At 47.1% G+C, this 20,802-nt stretch carries 21 protein-coding genes; 9 read left to right on the top strand and 12 right to left on the bottom strand.

Annotated elements, in window-relative coordinates; all coding sequences use genetic code 11:
- Nucleotides 1-29 precede the first annotated feature (29 nt).
- The 3 genes from TW77_RS07970 (at nucleotide 30) to TW77_RS07960 (ending at nucleotide 1,752) form a co-directional block, all read left to right on the top strand.
- Nucleotides 30-404, top strand: a complete 375-nt coding sequence (locus TW77_RS07970) for an MAPEG family protein (protein WP_046004432.1) — start codon at nucleotides 30-32, stop codon at nucleotides 402-404.
- Nucleotides 404-1,042 carry a sulfotransferase gene (locus tag TW77_RS07965; RefSeq protein WP_046004431.1) on the top strand — a complete coding sequence of 213 codons (639 nt, stop codon included), beginning with the start codon at nucleotides 404-406 and terminating at the stop codon, nucleotides 1,040-1,042. The genes TW77_RS07970 and TW77_RS07965 overlap by 1 nt, the downstream gene beginning before the upstream one ends.
- A gap of 137 nt (nucleotides 1,043-1,179) precedes the next feature.
- Nucleotides 1,180-1,752 carry a tRNA-(ms[2]io[6]A)-hydroxylase gene (locus TW77_RS07960; RefSeq protein WP_046004430.1) on the top strand — a complete coding sequence of 191 codons (573 nt, stop codon included), beginning with the start codon at nucleotides 1,180-1,182 and terminating at the stop codon, nucleotides 1,750-1,752.
- Nucleotides 1,753-1,913: 161 nt separating this feature from the next.
- On the opposite strand, the gene TW77_RS07955 is transcribed toward TW77_RS07960, so the two are convergent.
- Nucleotides 1,914-2,822 carry a substrate-binding periplasmic protein gene (locus TW77_RS07955; protein WP_052713101.1) on the bottom strand — a complete coding sequence of 303 codons (909 nt, stop codon included), beginning with the start codon at nucleotides 2,820-2,822 and terminating at the stop codon, nucleotides 1,914-1,916.
- Nucleotides 2,823-3,408: 586 nt separating this feature from the next.
- Between TW77_RS07955 and TW77_RS07950 the strand changes: the two genes are divergently transcribed.
- Genes TW77_RS07950 through TW77_RS07930 form a run of 5 tightly spaced genes read left to right on the top strand, consistent with a single transcriptional unit; the run spans nucleotide 3,409 to nucleotide 8,931 of the window.
- Nucleotides 3,409-3,792 carry a response regulator gene (locus TW77_RS07950; RefSeq protein ID WP_046004429.1) on the top strand — a complete coding sequence of 128 codons (384 nt, stop codon included), beginning with the start codon at nucleotides 3,409-3,411 and terminating at the stop codon, nucleotides 3,790-3,792.
- Nucleotides 3,789-4,700, top strand: coding sequence for an AAA family ATPase (locus TW77_RS07945; protein WP_046004428.1), 912 nt, complete (start codon nucleotides 3,789-3,791; stop codon nucleotides 4,698-4,700). The genes TW77_RS07950 and TW77_RS07945 overlap by 4 nt, the downstream gene beginning before the upstream one ends.
- A 2-nt stretch (nucleotides 4,701-4,702) precedes the next feature.
- Nucleotides 4,703-5,653, top strand: coding sequence for a DUF58 domain-containing protein (locus TW77_RS07940; RefSeq protein ID WP_046004427.1), 951 nt, complete (start codon nucleotides 4,703-4,705; stop codon nucleotides 5,651-5,653).
- The gene (locus tag TW77_RS07935; RefSeq protein ID WP_052713100.1) at nucleotides 5,643-7,589 is read left to right on the top strand and encodes a transglutaminaseTgpA domain-containing protein; all 1,947 of its coding nucleotides are present in this window, start codon (nucleotides 5,643-5,645) and stop codon (nucleotides 7,587-7,589) included. Before TW77_RS07940 ends, TW77_RS07935 begins: the two co-directional genes overlap by 11 nt.
- A 4-nt stretch (nucleotides 7,590-7,593) precedes the next feature.
- Nucleotides 7,594-8,931: a Na+/H+ antiporter family protein gene (locus TW77_RS07930; RefSeq protein ID WP_046004426.1), complete on the top strand. Its 1,338-nt coding sequence runs from the start codon at nucleotides 7,594-7,596 to the stop codon at nucleotides 8,929-8,931.
- Nucleotides 8,932-9,034: 103 nt separating this feature from the next.
- On the opposite strand, the gene TW77_RS25755 is transcribed toward TW77_RS07930, so the two are convergent.
- From TW77_RS25755 to TW77_RS07905, 5 genes are all read right to left on the bottom strand, one after another.
- Nucleotides 9,035-9,946: a hypothetical protein gene (locus TW77_RS25755; RefSeq protein WP_240479470.1), complete on the bottom strand. Its 912-nt coding sequence runs from the start codon at nucleotides 9,944-9,946 to the stop codon at nucleotides 9,035-9,037.
- A gap of 8 nt (nucleotides 9,947-9,954) precedes the next feature.
- Nucleotides 9,955-10,467 carry a GNAT family N-acetyltransferase gene (locus TW77_RS07920; RefSeq protein ID WP_046004425.1) on the bottom strand — a complete coding sequence of 171 codons (513 nt, stop codon included), beginning with the start codon at nucleotides 10,465-10,467 and terminating at the stop codon, nucleotides 9,955-9,957.
- Between the two features lie 216 nt (nucleotides 10,468-10,683).
- A complete protein-coding gene (locus TW77_RS07915) occupies nucleotides 10,684-11,115 on the bottom strand; it encodes an acyl-CoA thioesterase (RefSeq protein ID WP_046004424.1) in 432 nt (143 codons plus the stop codon).
- Nucleotides 11,112-11,960, bottom strand: coding sequence for a M23 family metallopeptidase (locus tag TW77_RS07910; protein WP_082078873.1), 849 nt, complete (start codon nucleotides 11,958-11,960; stop codon nucleotides 11,112-11,114). Before TW77_RS07910 ends, TW77_RS07915 begins: the two co-directional genes overlap by 4 nt.
- On the bottom strand, nucleotides 11,953-12,807 hold the full coding sequence (locus TW77_RS07905) for a 6-carboxytetrahydropterin synthase (RefSeq protein ID WP_046004423.1): 855 nt from the start codon (nucleotides 12,805-12,807) through the stop codon (nucleotides 11,953-11,955). Before TW77_RS07905 ends, TW77_RS07910 begins: the two co-directional genes overlap by 8 nt.
- Nucleotides 12,808-13,168: 361 nt before the next feature.
- On the opposite strand from TW77_RS07905, the gene fabA reads away from it, so the two are divergent.
- The gene (gene fabA, locus TW77_RS07900) at nucleotides 13,169-13,684 is read left to right on the top strand and encodes a bifunctional 3-hydroxydecanoyl-ACP dehydratase/trans-2-decenoyl-ACP isomerase (protein ID WP_010384707.1); all 516 of its coding nucleotides are present in this window, start codon (nucleotides 13,169-13,171) and stop codon (nucleotides 13,682-13,684) included.
- Between the two features lie 79 nt (nucleotides 13,685-13,763).
- On the opposite strand, the gene rmf is transcribed toward fabA, so the two are convergent.
- The 6 genes from rmf to TW77_RS07870 form a co-directional block, all read right to left on the bottom strand.
- Nucleotides 13,764-13,934 carry a ribosome modulation factor gene (gene rmf, locus TW77_RS07895; protein ID WP_046004422.1) on the bottom strand — a complete coding sequence of 57 codons (171 nt, stop codon included), beginning with the start codon at nucleotides 13,932-13,934 and terminating at the stop codon, nucleotides 13,764-13,766.
- A 516-nt stretch (nucleotides 13,935-14,450) separates the two neighbouring features.
- Entirely contained in the window at nucleotides 14,451-15,740 is a 1,290-nt protein-coding gene (serS, locus tag TW77_RS07890; RefSeq protein ID WP_046004421.1) for a serine--tRNA ligase, read from the bottom strand.
- Nucleotides 15,741-15,751: 11 nt separating this feature from the next.
- Entirely contained in the window at nucleotides 15,752-16,132 is a 381-nt protein-coding gene (gene crcB / locus TW77_RS07885; RefSeq protein WP_046004573.1) for a fluoride efflux transporter CrcB, read from the bottom strand.
- 5 nt (nucleotides 16,133-16,137) lie between these two features.
- Nucleotides 16,138-17,490, bottom strand: coding sequence for a replication-associated recombination protein A (locus TW77_RS07880; protein ID WP_046004420.1), 1,353 nt, complete (start codon nucleotides 17,488-17,490; stop codon nucleotides 16,138-16,140).
- On the bottom strand, nucleotides 17,483-18,139 hold the full coding sequence (gene lolA, locus TW77_RS07875; RefSeq protein ID WP_046004419.1) for an outer membrane lipoprotein chaperone LolA: 657 nt from the start codon (nucleotides 18,137-18,139) through the stop codon (nucleotides 17,483-17,485). Before lolA ends, TW77_RS07880 begins: the two co-directional genes overlap by 8 nt.
- Complete coding sequence (locus tag TW77_RS07870) at nucleotides 18,139-20,793, bottom strand: DNA translocase FtsK 4TM domain-containing protein (protein ID WP_046004418.1); 2,655 nt, start codon at nucleotides 20,791-20,793, stop codon at nucleotides 18,139-18,141. Before TW77_RS07870 ends, lolA begins: the two co-directional genes overlap by 1 nt.
- Between the last annotated feature and the right edge of the window lie 9 nt (nucleotides 20,794-20,802).

Below are 20,802 nucleotides of genomic sequence, written 5' to 3'. Positions count from 1 at the left end.
CTTATAATACTTACAAGTAGGTCTGCGTCATGATAACAGGATTTTTTGCTGCCATATTTACCCTTTTTTATATCAAACTCAGCTTTGATATCATAGGTTTACGCCATAAACACCAGGTTGCGCTCGGAGATGGTGGTCATCCCGCGTTAGAGCGGGCGATCCGCGCCCATGCCAACTTTATGGAATACACGCCGCTGTTACTAATTCTCTTGTTTGCACTGGAATTTCAGGGCGGTCAGGCAATTTGGTTGTATCTCACCGGCGGTACCTATCTAGTCGGCCGTATTTTGCATTCATTTGCCCTGAACCTGGCTAACCTTAAGCTGCGTGTAATGGGAATGGCGCTGAGCTTTTTATCATTACTGGCGCTGTCTATTATTAATCTTTATTGTTATTTTGTTTAATGGAAAAAATCTTTATTGCCGGCTTGCCAAGAACCGGTACTACCAGCGTATGTGCTGCATTTCTCGAGTTTGGGTTTAAAACAGCACATACAGCTTACACACGTGAAGCGCTATCGCAAGCGCAAGTAATAGCAGACACACCGGTCTTTAATGACTACGAACAACTCGCTACTTTATATCCGAACAGCCGCTTTATATATCTGGACAGAGCCATGGAAAGCTGGATCCCATCAGTCAGACGCTTGCTCACCCGCATGCTACCCAGGCTAGAGACTCAGCAGGGCGGATTCAACGACACTTTAAAACGCTGCTACTTTGATACTTTTGCCAACTTAAGTGCTGATAATATCGCGTGTGATCACTACCTGACAGACATCTACCAGCGCCATCGTCAAAAATTACTGCGATTTTTAGACGCAAGCCAGATTGAGTATTTGATATTGGATGTGTCGCACCCACACAGTCTACAACAACTGAGCGACTTTCTGGGTATTCACACAAACTCAACTAAGCCAATGCCAAACCTTAACCAGGGGGGCAAAGTCACAGCCTGGAAACAAATTGAGCATCCGCTCAAAGTCGAGTCAACCCGTCATGGCAAGGCAGACAGAGACAGCCTGTTATACAGTGAACAATAAAATGTCCGATATTAAAAACTCTACTTTAAATGTGCATAAAGAGCAGGGGTGTTAGCTGCAAATTGTTTGCTGGCTTTGGAAATTAGCGCCTGAGTTGGGTAAAATGCCCCAAAACCGATAACGGAACAGATTAAACGATGTTTGAATTAAAATTCCACACACCATTCGACTGGACTCATAAAGTCATGGCTGACTTTGATACCTTTTTACAGGATCACGCAGCCGCTGAGAAAAAAGCCTCTGGTATGGCCATGTCTATGTTGAGCCATTATCCGGATCGCATCAAACTGGTAAAAGCGATGGCGGATCTGGCCATCGAAGAGATGATCCATTTTAAACAAGTGCTGAAGTTATTGACCGACCGCAACGTGACTTTAGGCAATGACAAGGCCGACCCTTACATTAAAAAAATGCGCGCCTTATTTCGTCAGGGCTCAGATGAATTTTTAATTGATCGCCTGTTAGTTGCTGCCGTGATTGAAGCGCGCGGCCATGAACGTTTTTCGCTGGTCGCGGAAGCTTTACCTGAAGGCAAAGAAAAAGATTTCTATGTGACCATTGCCAAATCAGAAGAAAAGCACAAAAACCTGTTTGTTGAGCTAGGTTACGAGTATTTTGACAAGACCGTGATCGACACACGACTGGAAGAAATACTGATTGCAGAAGCCGAGATTTGCGAAAGCATTCCATTTAGCGCTGCATTGCATTAACTGGACAAAATTCAGGCTAAAAATGCGCTGTTTTTCATTATGTTAAATTGCGCATAGAGTTAAAAAGGGAGATATAAGTTGCTCCCTTTTTTGTTCCTGATAATGCCCATAACAGAGAAAAACAGCAGGGTGCTTAGGTGTTTTAAAATAGACAGCCAGTATTACTCGCAACTCTTAGCGGTATTGTATTTTATCTCTTCCAGAATGCCGTGTTTTTTAAATTCGGCTATGGCCTGATTTAGTTCAAACAGCAGAGTTTTGCCGTACTTATTGTGTTTGGAGACAGCAAAGAATAGACCATTCATTTGTAAAATGGGGTCAACCATAACCAAGTTTTTTGCCTGAGAGGTCGTATTGTTAGCTTGCGACAAAGAGGCAATTTCCATTTCAATAACTTCCGGGTCGCCGATGATAAGATTAACGCGCTCGGCCATTAGCAGCCTGATATTGTGGGCGTCGTCAACGGCTTCAATAACGTTAAATTTTCCTGCGTCCATTAAGCGGTCAAACTCCGGCGTATTTTGGTAGCCCCGAACCACACCAATGCGTTCATCGGCCAAAGCGCCGAGGCTGGTAAAGTGGTCGGTGTTATAATCCAGACGTTTGTAAAGTGCAATTGGGCCCCAGCCAAATGGTTCTGTCAGTGTGAGATGATCCAAACGGCGCGTACCGGGAAAAGTATCCGAAGGCGCTTCGGGCTCAATAAAATACTCCGGCACCAGAATATCTACTTTACCATTTTCGGCATTGGCTACGGCGCGAGCCCAGGGGTAGAAAGTCACGGTTGCGCCATAATTTTGGCTGTGCAACAAAGCGATTACGGCTTGCATTACCCAGCCTTGCTTACACAAACTTTGTCCGATATAGGGTTGCCATTCCAAAGTGGTCACATCGACTTGTTTGGGTGCAGTGAGGTTGTAGCGAAAAGTATGATCACTGACTTTTTTACCAGACACAGTATGCGTGCCTTTATAGTCACGGTAGATTACGCTTAGCTGCTTACTGAGTGTGGCAGAAGCAAGGCTGTGGAAGGTAAAGACACTGAAAAACACAAACAAAGCAAATGGCATTGTTGAAAACTCTTAGCCTGATTAAATATAAGCTTAGACATAAACCAGGGTATTGTCACAGACACCGTATTTAACATAACGTAAATTATAGGATATAAAGTAAAGCTCAGTTTAGAGCGCTCTCGAACTCTCGGTTTAACTATAAATTAGCTCTTAATGTCCAATACTAGACGGTATCGGACATTAAGTAATTTCTGACATAAAATGGACTGTTTGTTTATTTCGCCCTGAGTTTTCAATTTCATGGGATTCATCACAGATGGCCACAGCCATAATCTGTTTTACACAATAAAACTAATCTTGGCTCAGCCAGTCAAATTAAAACTCCAGGCATTGATGAGCTCAGCAACTTATACCAATTTGCTTAATTGTTCGATAACACCGCTCCCGCGTCCTGCTATCGCTGAGGTATCTACGTCCATGTAGGCATTGATTGAAAGCGCTAAGCCTGATCTCAAAACTGACTTTTTATGTCCTTGTTATCTTATCGCTATGATGAATTTACAGTTAATTTATAAATTGCCATTGAGCTCACTTTGCGCTTGTCTTAGTATTAGCCTTGTCGTTCAAAAGAAGTAAATACAATATGGAACTTGTCAGACCCCTAGAGCCAATTTTGATCATCGATGACGTTGAAGATGTGCGCAGTTACCTGATAGACATTCTTGAAAACCTGGGTTTTGAAGAAGTCTATGAGTCTGAAGACTTCAAATCTGCAATGCCTTTGATGGCCGAAAAATCTCCCAATGTGATTTTCCTGGATATCGAGTTACCCGATACCGATGGCACACAAATTCTCGAATACATCAATGATAACTACCCCAATGTGCATGTCATTATGTGCTCCGGCCATAACAGCCTGGAGAACGTACAAAATACCTGGGAACTGGGTGCAAAAGGCTTTATTGCTAAGCCATTTAACGCGAAAAAAGTCGATTCAGTAATGAAAAGACTCGAAATGATTGCATGAATAAAACCACACAAGACATCATTAGTCAGCTATCTGAGCTGATCCTGGGTAAAGAAGAACAGATTAGGTTAGCCGTTGTCTGCTTATTGTGTAAAGGACATTTGCTGATCGAGGATTTGCCGGGCATGGGCAAGACCACCCTCTCCCACGGCCTGGCCAATGTACTTGGACTGAGCTATCAGCGTGTTCAGTTTACCAGTGATTTACTGCCCGCAGATATTACCGGCTCCAGTGTTTTTAATACCTCGCAACAGAGCTTTGATTTTCATCCGGGCCCCATTTTTAGCCAGGTTTTACTGGCCGACGAAATAAACCGTGCCAGCCCGAAGACTCAGAGCGCTTTGCTTGAAGCAATGGAAGAACGCCAGGTAACCGTGGATGGTAAAACCCACCCATTACCTGAGCCATTCTTTGTTATCGCAACACAAAACCCGCTGCATCAGTCAGGTACGCACCCTTTGCCAGAATCTCAGCTCGACCGTTTTTTCCTGCGGATCAGCCTGGGCTACCCCGATGAGCATGCCGAAAAAAGCCTGATCCTCGGGAATAATCTGCAAAGGCAATCTTTGAGTGAGTTAACCTGTGTACTTGACTTAAATGCGCTGGCAACCCTTCAGCAAGCGGTGCTTGACGTTAACCTGTCAGACTCGATTGTACAGTACATCATCAATTTGGTTAACTTTACACGTTACAGTGGTCAGTTCAGCGATCCCCTTTCGCCACGGGCAAGTATCGCATTAGGGCTGGCAACACGCGCCTATGCCCTGACCCAAAGCCGGGATTATGCGTTACCAGACGATGTCCAGGCTGTATTTGCCGCAGTAGCCGGCCACCGTCTGAACATTTCTGCCAACGAGCTGGATGATGTGGTCAAGGGGATTTTTGATAACGTTGCGGTTGTATTGTAACTATGCGCCGTGACTGGTTACAGTCTTGGCTGGCTGACATCATCAAACGTAAACATAGCGCTGCGCAAATTACCCTGTCGCACCACAATATTTATATTGTTCCCTCCAGGCAGGGAGCATTCTTCTTATGTATGGTGACCCTCAATTTTATTCTGGGCAGTAATTATCAGAACAATCTGATTCTTGGCGTGGCCTACGTCATGTTACTGATCCTGGTGCTGGCGCTGATATACGGATATCTCAATTTGCATGGCCTGAGCATTCAATTACTGGACGTAAAAAACAACTTTGCCGAAAAACCTGTTGAAGTGCAGATAAAACTCACCTCGCCACACACATGTTATTCTCTGGATGTTGCCAGCCAGGGATTCGACTTCAGTGATTGTAACAGTCACTATTCGCAAGGTGCCCAGGTTATGTCACTGTTTTTACATCCAGGGCCCCGTGGCCGCTACACGCTTGGCAGACTCAAGTTATCCAGTAACTATCCATTTGGCCTGGTTCGCGTCTGGACTTACCTGAACGTTGACAGAACGTTTTGTGTCTATCCTTCGCCACTTGCCTGCCAGCTGACATTTAGTGAGCAAGAAGTCACAGCTGAGAAGGGGCAATATGTGCATCAAAGCACGCAAAGTCATGAAAACTTTGACGGGCTTGAGCGATTCAGACCCGGCATCAGTAAAAGCCGTATATCCTGGCGGCATTTCGCCAAAAGTCAGCAATTGCTGGTCAAGCAATACAGTGGTGACAGCTTCTACTCTCAGCATACTTTCGATTATGCGGCACACGACGGCCCTAAAGAAGCGCGCTTGTCCAAGCTGTGTTATCAGGTACTTGAGGCGGACAAACAGGGAGATGAGTTTGCACTCAGGCTGAGTAATGCCGTTCAGGTGACTGCGGGCCGTGGAGACAAACACAGAGAAGCTTGCCTGGAGGCGCTGAGTGACTTCTGACAAACTACTGGGCGCCCAAACCTTACTGACTACCCTTTTGTACGGGCTAGTCAGTATCTTGTTGTTTAACAGTTTTGGTCTTGTATTCACCTGCGCCATGTTGTTGATTGTGCTGTTTAAACTGGCCATTTACCGGGGACTGGTTCAAGGTCCTTCGGAAAATCTGGTCAACCTCTTAGCATTTACCGTCATACTGGTGGTGTTTGTCGCCATAGGTTTTTCGAACCTGGTAGAAATGTTCGTTTCTTTACTACTGGGTGCCTGCGCACTGAAAACCATTCAGGCAAAAACGAAAAAACAAGCTATGTCGGTGCAGTTGTTAAACTTTTTTGTCTACCCCTGTTTTTTTATCTTCTCTCAGAATGTGCTGTCATTGTTATTTGTGCTGGTGCTTTTGGTGGTAAATTTAGCTCAAATGCTGTGGATTGAACATGGTATTGCGCTGCGCAGTGCGATACGCCAGGCTGCCAGACATTTACTACTTGCACTGCCGCTGGCTGCAATCATGGTTGTACTGCTGCCCAAAGTGTCACCATTCTGGCAGCTACCCGGTGCCAATAAAACCCAAACCGGTCTTTCTGAGGACATAGATCCGTTTGAAATCTCAGAATTATCTCGCTCGGATGAGCTGGTGTTTCGAGCCATCCTGCCCGACAATACCCAGATGAAACCACCATTTTACTGGCGTACTTTGGTTCACGATAACTATGATGGTACGCGCTGGCGCGTTTCAGCACAGCACGATGTTCCTTTGCAGGCACCTTTCCGTGCTGTCGGTGAAAGCTATACGGTTATCGCCAGAGCATCGGGCAAAACCTGGCTGTATAATCTTGGCCAGGCCAAGTCATCCACTCGGGGCGTGAATACCAACCAGTTTGGCACTTTGTTTATGCAAAAACGCCTCAGCAGCAGCATGGAATATCAAGTTACGCCCATCCACACTGCCGGGCCTGGTTTAGTGAACTGGCAGTATAGGCTCAACACCGCCCTGCCCGACGGCATTAACCCGTTGGCCACAGCACTGGCGTTGCAGTGGGATGCATCAACCGGCAATACCGCTGAATTTATTCAGCAGATGAAGCAATATTTTGTACAAAATAGATTTCATTATTCATTAAAGCCGCCCACCATAAGTGATCGGAATAGCATAGACAGGTTTTTAACCGAAACACGCGAAGGGTTTTGCGGTCATTATGCGGCCAGTGCCGCTTTTATGTTAAGAGCAGCCGGGATCCCCGCGCGTCTGGTTTCGGGATATCTGGGTGGTGAGTATAATGGGGAGCGAGGATATTACAGTGTTTATCAGTATGATGCCCATGCGTGGGTAGAATACTATGTTCCTCAGCAAGGTTGGTACCGCCTCGATCCCACTGCCTGGGTTGCACCTGACAGACTCAGCGGTTCTTTGTCTGAGCTGACCGCGTTAGAAGATGAATTTAAGGATAACCTGGGGCTGAGCCTGATGAGCTACTCAAATCTGGCTCTGGTCAACTGGGTCAGACTGCAAATAGAGCAGCTCGATTATCAATGGACCCGCTGGGTGTTGAACTTTGATCAGCAAAAACAATCCCGGTTGCTGCGCGACTTATTTGGCCAATATCACAGACTGTTGCCCGCGCTGAGTGTATTTTTGTTGCTGATAGCTATATTCGTTGCCCGCTTCTGGTATCTGCAACGTAAGCAGGTTGTCAAATTGCCTGAAGCGGTAAGATTACACCATGCTATTTGTCAGCTTGCTGAGGGGGAATTACATAAAGTAACCCCCGCACAAGCGCTGCTTGCATTGCAGTCTCAGTACCCTAATTTGTCGCAGGAACTGGCAGAGTTTAATCAATATTTTGTAAAATCAAGATTTTCCCGAGCGCAACTAACCAAATCGGAGGCGACAAGGATGAAAGCGCTGGGTCGTTTAATAATAAAAAAGGCGAAAAAGTAATATTATGAATGCTGTTATTGTTGGTGTTTTGCTGATGCTCGGCCTGACACTGTTTAGAGTGAACGTGATTGTTGCAATGACAATCAGCGCGATGGTCGCCGGGTTGACTGCTGGTCTGGGGCTGTCGGATACATTAAATGCGTTTAATTCCGGGCTCTCTGGGGGGGCAGAAATTGCGCTCAGTTACGCCATGCTAGGTGCTTTTGCCGTTGCCATTTCGAAATCCGGCTTAACTCAGATTTTGGCTGATAAACTACTTTCGCTGGTCCATGGTAATCAACAAAACTCGAGCCAGTTACTGAGCATGTTAATCATGGTCATTATCTTGGGTTGCTCGATTGCCTCGCAAAACCTGGTTCCGGTTCATATTGCATTTATCCCTATACTGATCCCACCGCTTTTGGTGATTTTTAACCAGCTGAATATCGACCGACGTGCCATTGCCTGCATTTTAACTTTTGGTCTGGCAACTTCCTATATGGTTCTGCCTTACGGCTTCGGTGGTATTTATTTATACTCTATTTTGCACAAAAACCTGGTTGATAATGGCCTGGAGATTGTTAATACACAGGTCCCTTATGCGATGGTGATCCCTGCGCTTGGAATGCTTGCGGGCCTCATCATTGCGGTTTTTATCACTTATAGAAAAGACCGTGACTACACTCAGGACACACCTTCTGGCCACGTAAAACCGACAGATAAGCCACAGCTTAGTGCCCAGGAAAAGCGTAAAGTGATCATGGCCGGGACATTAGCCGTCGTATGCTCTTTGCTTGCACAAAACGTGAGTGGCTCCATGATCCTGGGTGGCCTGGTCGGGGTGATGATGTTTAGTCTGTTCGGTATCGTAAAATGGGACCAAAGCTCAGATGTGTTCAGCAAAGGCGTTGCTATGATGGCGATGATTGGCTTTATCATGATCTCTGCCCAGGGCTTTGCCTCTGTGATGAAAGAAACCGGTGACGTGGCCAGCCTGGTGAGTGCTTGTGCTGACTTTGTTGGCGAGAATAAACCACTGGCGGCAGCCATGATTCTATTGGTTGGCCTGCTGATCACCATGGGCATAGGTAGCTCCTTCTCAACCGTGCCAATCATTGCTACGCTGTTTGTTCCCTTGTCAATGGAAGTCGGTTTTTCTGCTATGGCAACGGTTGCTCTGGTAGGGACTGCAGGTGCGCTGGGTGATGCAGGCTCACCGGCTTCTGATTCGACCCTTGGCCCAACATCGGGTTTAAATGCCGATGGCCAGCACGACCACATCTGGGACTCAGTAGTGCCAACTTTTATTCACTTTAATATCCCGCTATTAATTTTTGGCTGGATAGCCGCAATGGTGCTTTAAAACCAAAAAAGTCGACCTTAAGGTCGACTTTTTACATTCAATGCTCTCACCTGCCGTGTAAACGTGTTTCGTGACTACTTACACGCTAAAGCCAAGTACATCACTAAGTGCTTTTAAGATCGTTGAACAGCGCGTGAAACCAACGAATGTCCTCAGGGCCAAGCTGTGCTTGTTTGTAAAGTGTTGGGTCGTGGTATATATCTTTGTAGATATGATACATAGCAATTTCAGTTAGTACTTGCCATTTATCGCCGTCAAGTTCCTTGATTTCCAGCGTACTAAAGTTAAAATCAAGCAAAGGGTCGTGCTGGTTTTCCGTAGTACGTAACGCCAGATCCAGCTGCTGTAAAATTGGGTTGATAACCTTAACCGTACTTGCGTCGCTGAACTCTCTCAGTATATTTTCTTCTGCTTGCCTGATGGCTTCACCTTCTTTACGTTCAGCCAGTGTCTGCGCAGCGGGTCTGAGCGTGAATTTAGATACTATGCCTGCAACACCCGGGAGTAACGCTTTTGCGGCGATCCCCGCACCGAGCAAGGGGTTAGTTAAAGCTGCTATGCCACCAATCAAAAGCATACCATAGGTGAGTTTGCGGTCTAATGCATCTATCTGATCTGCCAGAGAATGGAGTGAATTCGGGTCCTCACTGGTTCGTTCGATAGCAAGCTGAGCAGCACAGTTCACCATATATTCTCGCAGCATGGCTTCAGCATGAACGGTTGGAAAGTGAAAAACACGCCTTTTTGGCAGTTTATTCACTTCAGGCACGCCTTCGGGCAGATTTCTTAGAGTATGCAGAGCAAAACCATGCTCACTGAGCGCAAAGGGGACGAAAAAATAGTGCTTCTCATCATACTTTATGGCGCTATTAGTAGCGGTTCTCTCCACAGACATGAAAATAGGCAGCCCATTCACCTTTTCTCTTACAAACTGAAAGCCTGACAACAGATCTGCTGACACCTTTTCTGGCATGTCAGACAACACGGCTTTGCCTTTGTTAAGTAACTCTTTCATATAACCCTTTATGATAGATCAGCGGCATATATGCACATCGTTTTTGGCAGCTTATCTTGCATTGTAACGGAATAACATCGGAGCAATTTGGCCCCTGCCCGCTGCGCGATTTTAATACTTGGTATATTGAAATCCAGACAGTGAAACTCAATATGTCGTATCTCTTGTTCTTCTTTCAGGCTGGGTAGCATCACACTAAGGATCTGATCTATTATTGCGTTTCCACGTGCCTGTTCACACAGCCAGTATCCAATCTCGCAGGTATTTGGTGCTTCTACCGATTTAACCGCGAAAACGCCCATAAATTGTTTATGATACATGATCGAAAAATAGCGACTGCCGGGCATGTCTTGGCGCTCTGTGATGTATTTTTTGGCGCTATTCAGATCCGTAACAGCTTGCGCCCAGGGCAAACAAATCTCCAGGCTCTCTCTGCTCATATCTACAGCTTCCAGCAGTACATTAGCTTGTTCTATGTTCAGAGGAGTGAGATATAAATGCGGTGAAATGTAGTAATCCATGAATTCCTTCCAGGTATAAGCCTATCCTACTTATTGAGCTCCTTGTGCCTCAATAGTCGTATTGATGGTACGCCAAACTAGCTTGCTTTTTCAAACCAGTTTGTTGAAAAATTGGGCCTATTTTAGTCTGTGCTACGTTTATTAATACCACTCCGAAGTATGATGTGTTCCACTTTAATTAAACGGAGTCTAGTTGACTCCCCCTATTGCTGTCTGTTAACTAAAACCGTTTAGCATCTGATCACACACAACCGGTGTTGGCCTGTGGTTGTCATCAACGGCAACAAAGGTAAAGCTACCAGAGATGGCCAGGTGCTTATCATCTTTGTGCATGGTTTCCAGGTAAATGTGAACTTCCACCTTTAAGCTGGTGTTACCGACATGAACCACGTTAGCAACGAGCTCTGCAAATGTGCCAGCCGGGATCGCTTCTTTAAAGTCGACTCTGTCTGATGAAATCGTTACCAAAGGTTTGCGGCAAAAACGCGTCGCAGCAATAAACGCGACCTCATCCATCCAGGCTAACGCATCGCCACCAAACAGTGTGTTATGGTGGTTGGTACGACCTGGAAATACCGTTTTGGTAACCGAGGTTTGCGAGTCTTTAATTCGTTGAGCAATTACTGCGTCTTTATCTGTTTGTGTCATTCTTTACTGCTTTTCGTTGCGAGTTTATCAATCATTAAAAGTTGTGGATCCAGGCGTTCATTAAACCAGTTAAAACGCCAATCCAAATGTGGCCCAGTTACCCTGCCAGTGGCACCAATATCAGCGATATGGTCACCAAGCTCAACAACCTCTCCTTCCTCAACATGTAACTTGTTGAGGTGAATATAGGTAGACGTAATGCCAAAGCCATGGTCGAGGATCAGCGTACCGCCACTGTAATAAAGGTCGGGGTTGGCAAAGACCACTTTGCCAGATACTGGCGCTAATACCGGCGTGCCCGTTTTATTGGCGATATCCAGTCCAAAATGGGGCCTTCTTGGTTTGCCGTTAAAATAACGCTGGCTGCCGTAAACCCCAGATATTCTGCCCTTTGCTGGACGGTATACCGGGTCATCAAAATACGGTAAAGTGCTCAGCTTGCTTCTAGCGGCGCTGACCTGCGCACCTTCTTTGCGGATCCGAGCCAGCACTTCCTTTGGTGGTGAGACATATTTTTTCTCAACCCCGGTAATACGGTCAATGTCATAGTCGCGAGACGTGATAAGCAAAGTTTTAGTATGGGTTTTGCCGTCTTTGTCGACCCAGCTCAGGCTGTGTTCAACGCCGGCGTCCCGGCCAAAACCAAATACGAACTTACCACCCGGGGCAATGGTCAGGTCTTTATCGTTAAGCTTGGCAGATTGCACCCCATCCAGCTGCGCAATCACCATCCCCCCCTGGGTGAGTGATCCTTTCAGCTCAATGGCATGAGCAGAGCCCATACCAAGGCATAAACCGGCCAAAATCGTGGCCGTTTTCTTTGCTTTACTTAGCCAATCAGGCATAAGCGATTGCTCCTTTTCCAACGCCTTCAAACGCCTTCACTTTCACTTTTCGCTCTGGATACTGTGCTTTGATCTCACCAGCGAGATACTCTGCAATACACTCAACGGTGCTGTCACAGGGGATCAAGTCACACCGTGATTTGCTGATGGCCAGCTCAAAGTAGCCCTGAGACGCCGAGTAAGCAAAAGCATAATCATTGTCGCGTGCAGTAATGTGCTTTAGTGCGCTTACATCAATCAAATCTTCTTCACTGCCCAGGTAGATGTCCTGCCAGCGCTCCGCCCACTCTTTTTGCAAACGAGGCATGCTAATATCATCCAGATAAATGCCAATGTCAGAGCGGTGCCCGTGAATAATACGCTGACAGTTGCCGTCATGCTTTTTCAAGCCGTGGCTGTAATGGTAGTAAAAGCTGCGACTAGGCTCAGGGCGCAATTCAATTTCAACGTCTTTTACGTTGTCCGGCATTTTCGGCAAAATTTGTTGCTTCAGAAATGCAATAACCGTGGCTTCGCTGATAGTCTCACCTTCAACAATGCACACAGCTTCGTCAGGCGCGCTCATCGCCAGGTGGTGGCCACCAAATTCACCATCAAACTGCACTCTGCCGTGTTGTGATGAATAACTGCATGCCAGTTGACTGGGTATGGCCAGCTTATGATCAATTGTGTCATCGATAATCGCCTTGATCTGTTTCTTTACCTTGGCAAAGTCCAGTACCATAGACTCTTCATTTAACTGGCCATGCAATGTCATATCGACAATCCAGCTCTCGCCCACGGCGCCGCGTTTACTACACAGGTAAGAAAAATCAATTACCGTCAAAGCATCTACAAAAAGGATCATAAACTTCCGTTAACATTAAAAACGACTGAGTCAATTATAAAGATTTTTAACGCAAAAATCGCCCTGAAAGGTCGAGAAACAAGGAAATTATCAATTTGAGCCGCCTCTTTGAATGATTTTCATTCATTAATCTCAACCTTGCGGGATTGTTGCGCTTTCAAAGCGCTATAAGCCTGTAAGCACAAGCGCCTAGTTTGGCTGGCGGCATTAAAAACACGAGGCTCAGCCAAGGTAATTGATAGATAATTAACCGCCAAATAGGTAAAGTGCTCAAAGAGCAGGCAAATTTCAACTGTTCAGAGTTGTTTGGCGTACAAGTGTAAGCTAAAGTAGCGACAATTTAAGACTAAGACTGATGATTATGGAACCAAAAAATAGCTATACAAAAGAAGAATTGATCCTGTGCGCTGAAGGCAAGATGTTTGGCGAGAACAACTGTCGTCTGCCAATTGATAACATGCTGATGATGGATCGTATCATCGAGATTAACGAAGACGGCGGTGAATTTGGCAAAGGCCAGATTGTTGCTGAGCTGGATATTAACCCCGATCTGTGGTTCTTTGACTGCCACTTCCGTGGCGACCCTGTCATGCCAGGTTGTCTGGGCCTGGATGCCATGTGGCAAATCGTTGGCTTCTTCCTGGGCTGGTCAGGTGGTCCGGGTCTTGGTCGTGCACTGGGTGTGGGCGAAGTTAAATTCACCGGTCAAATCCTGCCAACCGCCAAGAAAGTGACTTATCGCGTAGACATGAAGCGGGTTATCAAGCGTAAACTCTTTATGGGTCTGGCTGATGGCACGGTAGAAGTAGACGGTCGTGTTATTTACGAAGCAAAAGACTTAAAAGTAGGTCTGTTCCAGGACACCAGCGCATTCTAATTTAGTGTGCTGATAAAAAAACAAAGCCCCTTTATAGGGGCTTTTGACGTTGCTTAGTCATTAGATATTTTATAGGAATTTAGGTTTTGTACATGTTGCGGTTATCTATGGCCTCTCGCCATCCCCCCAACCATTCTGATCTGTGCTCTACTTGCTGATATGGACATAACTCTTTGGACCGGCCCGCTAAACCTGCTTTGAATCCCTGGGCATGTGCTCTTTCTAAACGGTCTCTTTTCTGTCTCTTCATAGGTAAATTCCTCACCTTCTATTTTTCAAGTTGCTTTCGTCTTAACGACATCCACATTTAATAAATAGTTAATAAATTCGTAAATATCAATCCGTACGAAACACGAAAAGGTCCTCTGTACAATTTGATTCAGTGCTTCGCCGCAGGCTGCCTGACAGCCGATAGCTCGAATTTCATTTAACTACTAACATTTTTACTATTGCATATGGTTAAACAACGGCCGACTGTGAATGCACTATTTTGCCAGACACACGTCGACTAATTCAGGATTGGCCAAACCTTCAAAAACAATAAATCATATATCGTTTTGACATGCAACTAGCTGGCGGTGAGTGGGGAGAGCTAAAAATAACAAAAAGGATAATTAATACATGAATGTAGAATATGGATAGAAAAATCATCTAAAAATAAAGATGTAAAAACTTATTTATACAAAAAGTAGCGTAAAAAAACATTCATTAATTTGTAATAAAAAAGGCCGCAGGAATGCGGCCTCAGATCAATGCGTTAAGTGCTTCACTGAATTTTTTCAAGACCACCCATGTAAGGTCTTAGTACGGCTGGCACCACAATAGAGCCATCAGCTTGTTGATAGTTTTCTAATATTGCTACCAGGGTACGGCCAATTGCCAGACCAGAACCGTTCAGTGTGTGCAGCAACTCAGGCTTCTTCTCACCGGCACGGCGGAAACGCGCCTGCATACGGCGAGCCTGGAAATCTTGCATATTTGAACAAGAAGAAATTTCACGATAGGTATTTTGTGCTGGCAACCATACTTCCAGGTCGTAGGTTTTCGCCGCACCAAAGCCCATATCACCGGTACACAGTACCACTTTACGATATGGCAGTTCCAGCGCTTGTAAGATCCCTTCTGCGTGGCCTGTCAGCTCTTCCAGCGCGGCCATTGAATCCTCAGGCTTGACCAGCTGAACCAGTTCTACTTTGTCAAACTGATGCTGACGGATAAGACCACGGGTATCGCGGCCATAACTGCCTGCTTCACTTCTGAAACATGGCGTGTACGCAGTCATGCGAACAGGTAGCTCTTTTTCGTCAAAGATTTCGTCACGTGCGCAGTTGGTCAGCGGCACTTCTGCGGTTGGGATCAAGCTGTAACCATCCTGATCTTCGCTCAGCGCTTCTGTATGGAACAGGTCTTCTGCGAACTTAGGCAGCTGTCCAGTACCGTAAAGACTTGCTTTGTTAACCAGGTAAGGCACACACATTTCAGTGTAGCCATTTTTATCTGTGTGCGTATCGAGCATAAATTGTGATAATGCACGATTCAGACGCGCAATGCCGCCACGCATAACAGTAAAGCGTGAGCCACTGAGTTTAACACCCGTTTCGAAGTCAAGGCCTTTACCCAGCGCTTCACCAAGATCAACGTGATCTTTTACCTCAAAGTCGAATGTTTTAGGCTCACCCCATTTGCTGATTTCAACATTTTCGCTTTCATCAGCACCCACAGGCACATCTTCGGCCGGCAGGTTAGGTAAAGTTGCTGCGATATCTTGCAACTGAGCCAGCACTTCATCTTGCTCTGCTTTTGCAGCGCTAAGCTGATCGCCTAAATCGGCAACTGCGTCCAGTAGTGGCTGTACGTCTTCACCTTTGGCCTTGGCCTGGCCTATTGCCTTTGAGCGGCTATTACGCTCACTTTGTAGCTCCTGCGTTTTGGTTTGCAGTGTTTTTCGTTTTTCTTCCAGCGCATTAATCGCTGCCACATCAAGCTCAAAGCCACGTTTTTTCAAACGCGCTGCTGCTTCCTCAATGTCCTGGCGTAAATACTTTGCATCTAACATAGTTTGTTCTTTTAACCTTTTTGCATGACTAAGCACAGGCCTATCCAGGCCATGAAAATACACATCACGACATTCAACACTATATTCAGTACCATTTTCAGTATCTGACCTTGCTGAAGTAACAGCAAAGAGTCCATCGAAAAGGTAGAAAATGTCGTTAAAGCACCCAAGAAGCCAATCCCAACCAAACTTTTGGCCGGTGATACTTCTATGATCTGCTTATCAATTAATCCGTAGAGAATGCCCATCAACAGTGAACCCAGAATATTAACGGTCAACGTGCCAAAAGGGAATCCCTTACCCAAGAGTTTTAGGGTGATATCACTAATAAAAAAGCGCAGACAGGCACCGAGTGCGCCGCCTGTTGCAATCATCAGGTAAGTTTTGAGCAAGTCCATCAGCGCTCGTCTTTATCTTGATAGCGCTTTTGCGCGCTTTGTTCATTCAATGAGCGCAGGTAACGGAGCTTTTCTGAGATTTGCTTTTCAAGGCCTCTGTCGCTGGGCTCATAATAACGGCGCTGCTGAATATCCGCAGGAAAATAACACTCTCCGGCGGCAAACGCCCCCGGCTCATTATGTGCATAGCGATATTCTTCACCAAAGCCCAGCTCTTTCATTAATTTAGTGGGTGCATTGCGCAGATGTTCCGGCACCGGAAAATCGGGATCACTGGCGGCATCCTGTTTGGCCTGATTAAACGCCATATAAACTGCGTTACTTTTGGCTGCACTGGCCAGGTAAATGGTCGCCTGTGCTATGGCTCGTTCGCCTTCACTGGGCCCTACTCTGTGATAAATGTCCCAGGCATTGAGCGCCACTTGCATGGCACGAGGATCAGCATTACCTATGTCTTCGGTCGCTATCGCCAGTAATCGTCTGGCCACATAAAGTGGATCGCCCCCACCGGCTAGAATACGGCAATACCAGTATAAAGCGGCATCCGGGTCACTGCCTCGCACTGATTTGTGAAACGCCGAGATCAAATCGTAATAGATGTCGCCGCCTTTGTCGTATTTCGCCAGATGTGAGGGTAAAACCTGCTTTAACACCGCTTCGTCGATTACAATTTGCCCTTCCCCGTTGGCACCTAAGTCCGTGGCCTGCTCAAGCAGGTTTAGCGCTTTTCTGGCATCACCATCCGCGGCACGTGACAACGCATCGATGACGGCATCGTCCAGGGTTATCTGCTGACGACTCAGCTCTTTATCCTGAGCTAGTGCCTGACGCAGCACCTGAGCGAGCTCGTCAAGACTCAGCGGTTTGAGGGTGTAAACCCGTGCGCGGGATAATATCGCGTTGTTGAGCGCAAATGACGGGTTCTCCGTGGTTGCGCCGATAAAAATAAAGGTGCCGTCTTCAATATGTGGCAAAAAGGCATCCTGCTGCGACTTATTAAAGCGGTGGACTTCATCGACAAACAGTATGGTTCGCATACCGCTCTGGCTCAGGCGATGTTTTGCATCGAGCACTTGCTCGCGGATCTCTTTGACTCCGGCTGTGACGGCAGAGAGCTTACAAAGTTGCGCATTCGCATGATGGGCGATGATTTCGGCAAGCGTGGTTTTACCCACGCCAGGCGGCCCCCATAAAATCAAACTATGGCAGCGTCCCTGAGTGATTGCACGGCGAAGTGGGCTGTCTGAGCCCAGAATATGGCTTTGACCTATGTAGCCGCCAAGTTCTGTTGGGCGCATTCGTGCAGCCAGAGGCCGCACGTCGGGCGCAAAGTCAAACCCCAGGTTAGTCACTTTGCGTCTGGTCGTCGACGACCACCCCTTCAGGGATCACAAACTTAAACTGCGCGGCATCGATTGGAACATTAACCTGCGCATCGCTAAACTTAAAGCTGGAGATCTGGCCCGATGAGTCCGTCACGTTTAGTTGGCCAATCTTCAGGCCGCCGTCAGCAAACAAAACGTCGAGGCGCTCCACCTGAGCCCCCGACTGAACAGGCTCAATCCGATAGCCTCCGCTAATCTCAGCAACCTGGTACTTTTGCCATTGTTTTGGGTCTTGTGTTGTTAACAACACAAAAGGCGTGGTATCGATTAGTCCGAGCGTGTTTAAGATAGTCGCTTGCTCCGCGAAGCTATCAAAATAGACCGTCCGCAACCCATCCGACACCAGCAGTGTTTCGTCTGGTTCATCCTGTTGCCAGCGAATTTTCGCGGGATACTGCAAAGCGATTTCACCTTTACCTGATTGGATGAGGTGGCCCTCGTGATCAATCACACTTTGTTCAAACTGAGCCCGAAAACTTTCCAGTCCCTTTAGTTTATCTTTTAATGACTGTGCAGCCACACTAGCGAGCTGCTTGTCTGTTGCTTGCGCCGCCGCATAAGCAGCAGGCGTTGCCCCGATAACACACAGGGCCAGAATAAGTGGTTGTAACTTCATTAATTCGCTCCACCTTTGGGCACCAGGACTTCTCTGGCACCATTGTGCCCGGGCGCACTAACAACGCCGGACATTTCCATTTGTTCAACCAGACGAGCCGCGCGGTTATAACCCACGCGCAGCTTACGCTGGACACTTGAGACCGACACTTTGCCAGTTTCAATCACAAATGCCACCGCTTCATCGTAGAGCGGATCCGACTCCTCGTCTTCACCCTCACTTGTCTCGCCTGGCAGTAAAATATCTTCTGTGGCCTCACCACATAGGATGTCTTCGATATAGTTCGGTTTACCCCGCGCCTTCCAGTCGCTCACTACGGCATGCACTTCGTGGTCATCGACAAACGCGCCATGCACACGAATTGGGACGCTGGTGCCTGGTGGCAGATACAACATATCACCCATACCGAGTAAGTTTTCGGCGCCTTGCTGATCCAAAATTGTGCGCGAGTCAATTTTACTTGATACCTGGAACGCCATCCGGGTTGGGATGTTGGCTTTGATCAAACCCGTGATCACATCAACAGAAGGACGCTGGGTTGCCAGTACCAGGTGAATACCGGCAGCACGTGCTTTTTGTGCGATCCGGGCGATTAACTCTTCCACCTTTTTGCCGACAATCATCATCATGTCAGCAAATTCGTCAATCACCACCACAATGCTTGGCAGCTTGTCGAGCTCCTGTGGCTCATCCGCCATGCCATCCGTATCCTTAAACAACGGATCCAGGATTGGGTGACCGGCTTCTTTGGCATCCAGTATTTTCTGATTATACCCTTTGAGGTTACGTACCCCCAGAGCCGACATCAGCTTATAACGGCGCTCCATTTCACCGACACACCAGCGCAGCGCATTGGCCGCTTCTTTCATGTCGGTCACCACCTCACATAACAAGTGTGGAATACCTTCATAGACCGACAGTTCAAGCATTTTCGGGTCAATCATGATCATCCGCACATCTTCTGGCGGCGACTTGTATAGCAAGCTTAATATCATCACATTAACGCCCACTGACTTACCTGAACCGGTTGTCCCTGCCACCAGCAGGTGCGGCATTTTGGCCAAGTCGGCCACCACAGGCTGACCGGCGATGTCTTTACCCAGTACCATAGTCAGGGGCGATGGATTCTGCTCAAACTTAGGGGCGTTGATCACTTCGGATAACCGCACTATTTCACGGTTCTTGTTGGGCAGCTCAAGGCCCACGTATGTTTTACCCGGGATCACTTCCACCACACGCACGCTGACCGCAGACAACGAACGTGCCAGATCTTTAGCCAGTCCGGTGATTTTAGCAACTTTAATGCCCGGTGCCAGATCCAACTCAAAACGGGTAACCACCGGGCCTGGGTAAACTCCCATCACTTTTGCCTGAATATTGAAATCCAGCAGCTTAGCTTCAACCAGACGAGACACGGCTTCAAGCTCTTCTTCAGAGATTGGGTTTTTCGCTTTATCGGGTCTGTCGAGTAAATCAAGGGACGGCAATGGATCTTTCGGTGGCTCGGCTTCAAGCAACGCCTCGAATTGCTCTTTAGCAGTCGGTGGCGGCTGATAACCCGATGCCGGTTTTTCTTTGGGTTTTAAAGGTCTTGCTGGCGACACCACTTTGGTCTCGGCGGGCGCCGGCGTATCGTCCAATGCGTTTAGTGCCGCAACCGTATCAAAGGCTTCATCATCAACCGCAGAGAAATTAATTTCCTGCTCTAAAATATCGTCCAGTTCATCAAAAACACTCGGCGCGACGGCAATATCGTCGCTATTAAGCGTTGCTTTTTCAGCCTCTTCGGCGTGATTTACCACAGGCTCGCTCTGAGCGTCTGATTTAGTGCCAAACAATCTGTCTTTGAGCTTTTTCGGTTTGCTCTTTTCAAGCTCTGCAGACTCATCTTGTGGCTCCCCGGCTGACTCCGTGCTCTGCGCGGTGTTTTCTATTGCAGGCATGCGCGTGGGGTCTTCAGCTTGCAGTTCTTCGGGTTCACTCAGTGTCACTGCAGCGCTCGGGGTCGTCTCTGCTATCGCTTGTGGTTCATTTACTTCCTCTGAAGCGACAACCGACGGACTTTCTGTACGCTGCTTGAGCTTAGCAAAGCACCACTTACAAAACGCCACCACCTTTTCGCCGATATAGTCAACAAACTCAACCCAGGAAACGCCGGTTAACAGCGTCAAACCAGCAAAGAAAAAACACAACAATAAGATGGTGGTGCCGGTAAAGTTGAACGCAGGCATCATGGCACTGGCGACTACATCCCCCACTACCCCACCGGAGGAAAAATTGTAAATATCATCAAAGTTAATGCTGCTGATAGCGCTCGCAGAGGTGATAAACAAAGTACCGCCAATGAGCCTTAACCCCAATGTGGTATAATCGAGCTGCAATAATTTGTGTGGTTTTTTAAACAATAAGTAGCCGAATAACTGAATAAAAGCCGGCACCAGAAAGGCCAGCCAACCAAAACTGAGCAGCAGAATGTCGGCAACCCAGGCACCGGCAGCGCCAGTGATGTTATTGACCTTGATAAATTCGCCCGTTTGCGTCCAGGCGGGATCGGCCGGATCAAAGCTGATGAGTGCGCACAGCGTAAAAATTGCCGCCGCCGTACTGATGATCAGGCCAGTCTCCAGCAGGCGCTGAATACCATTTAAGCGCATTATGTAATA

Origin of the sequence: Pseudoalteromonas rubra, assembly GCF_000967655.1 — a bacterium.
Lineage (GTDB): Bacteria > Pseudomonadota > Gammaproteobacteria > Enterobacterales > Alteromonadaceae > Pseudoalteromonas > Pseudoalteromonas rubra_A.
Note: the sequence above shows the minus strand (reverse complement) of the source record. Positions and strands in the feature narration are given on the sequence as shown.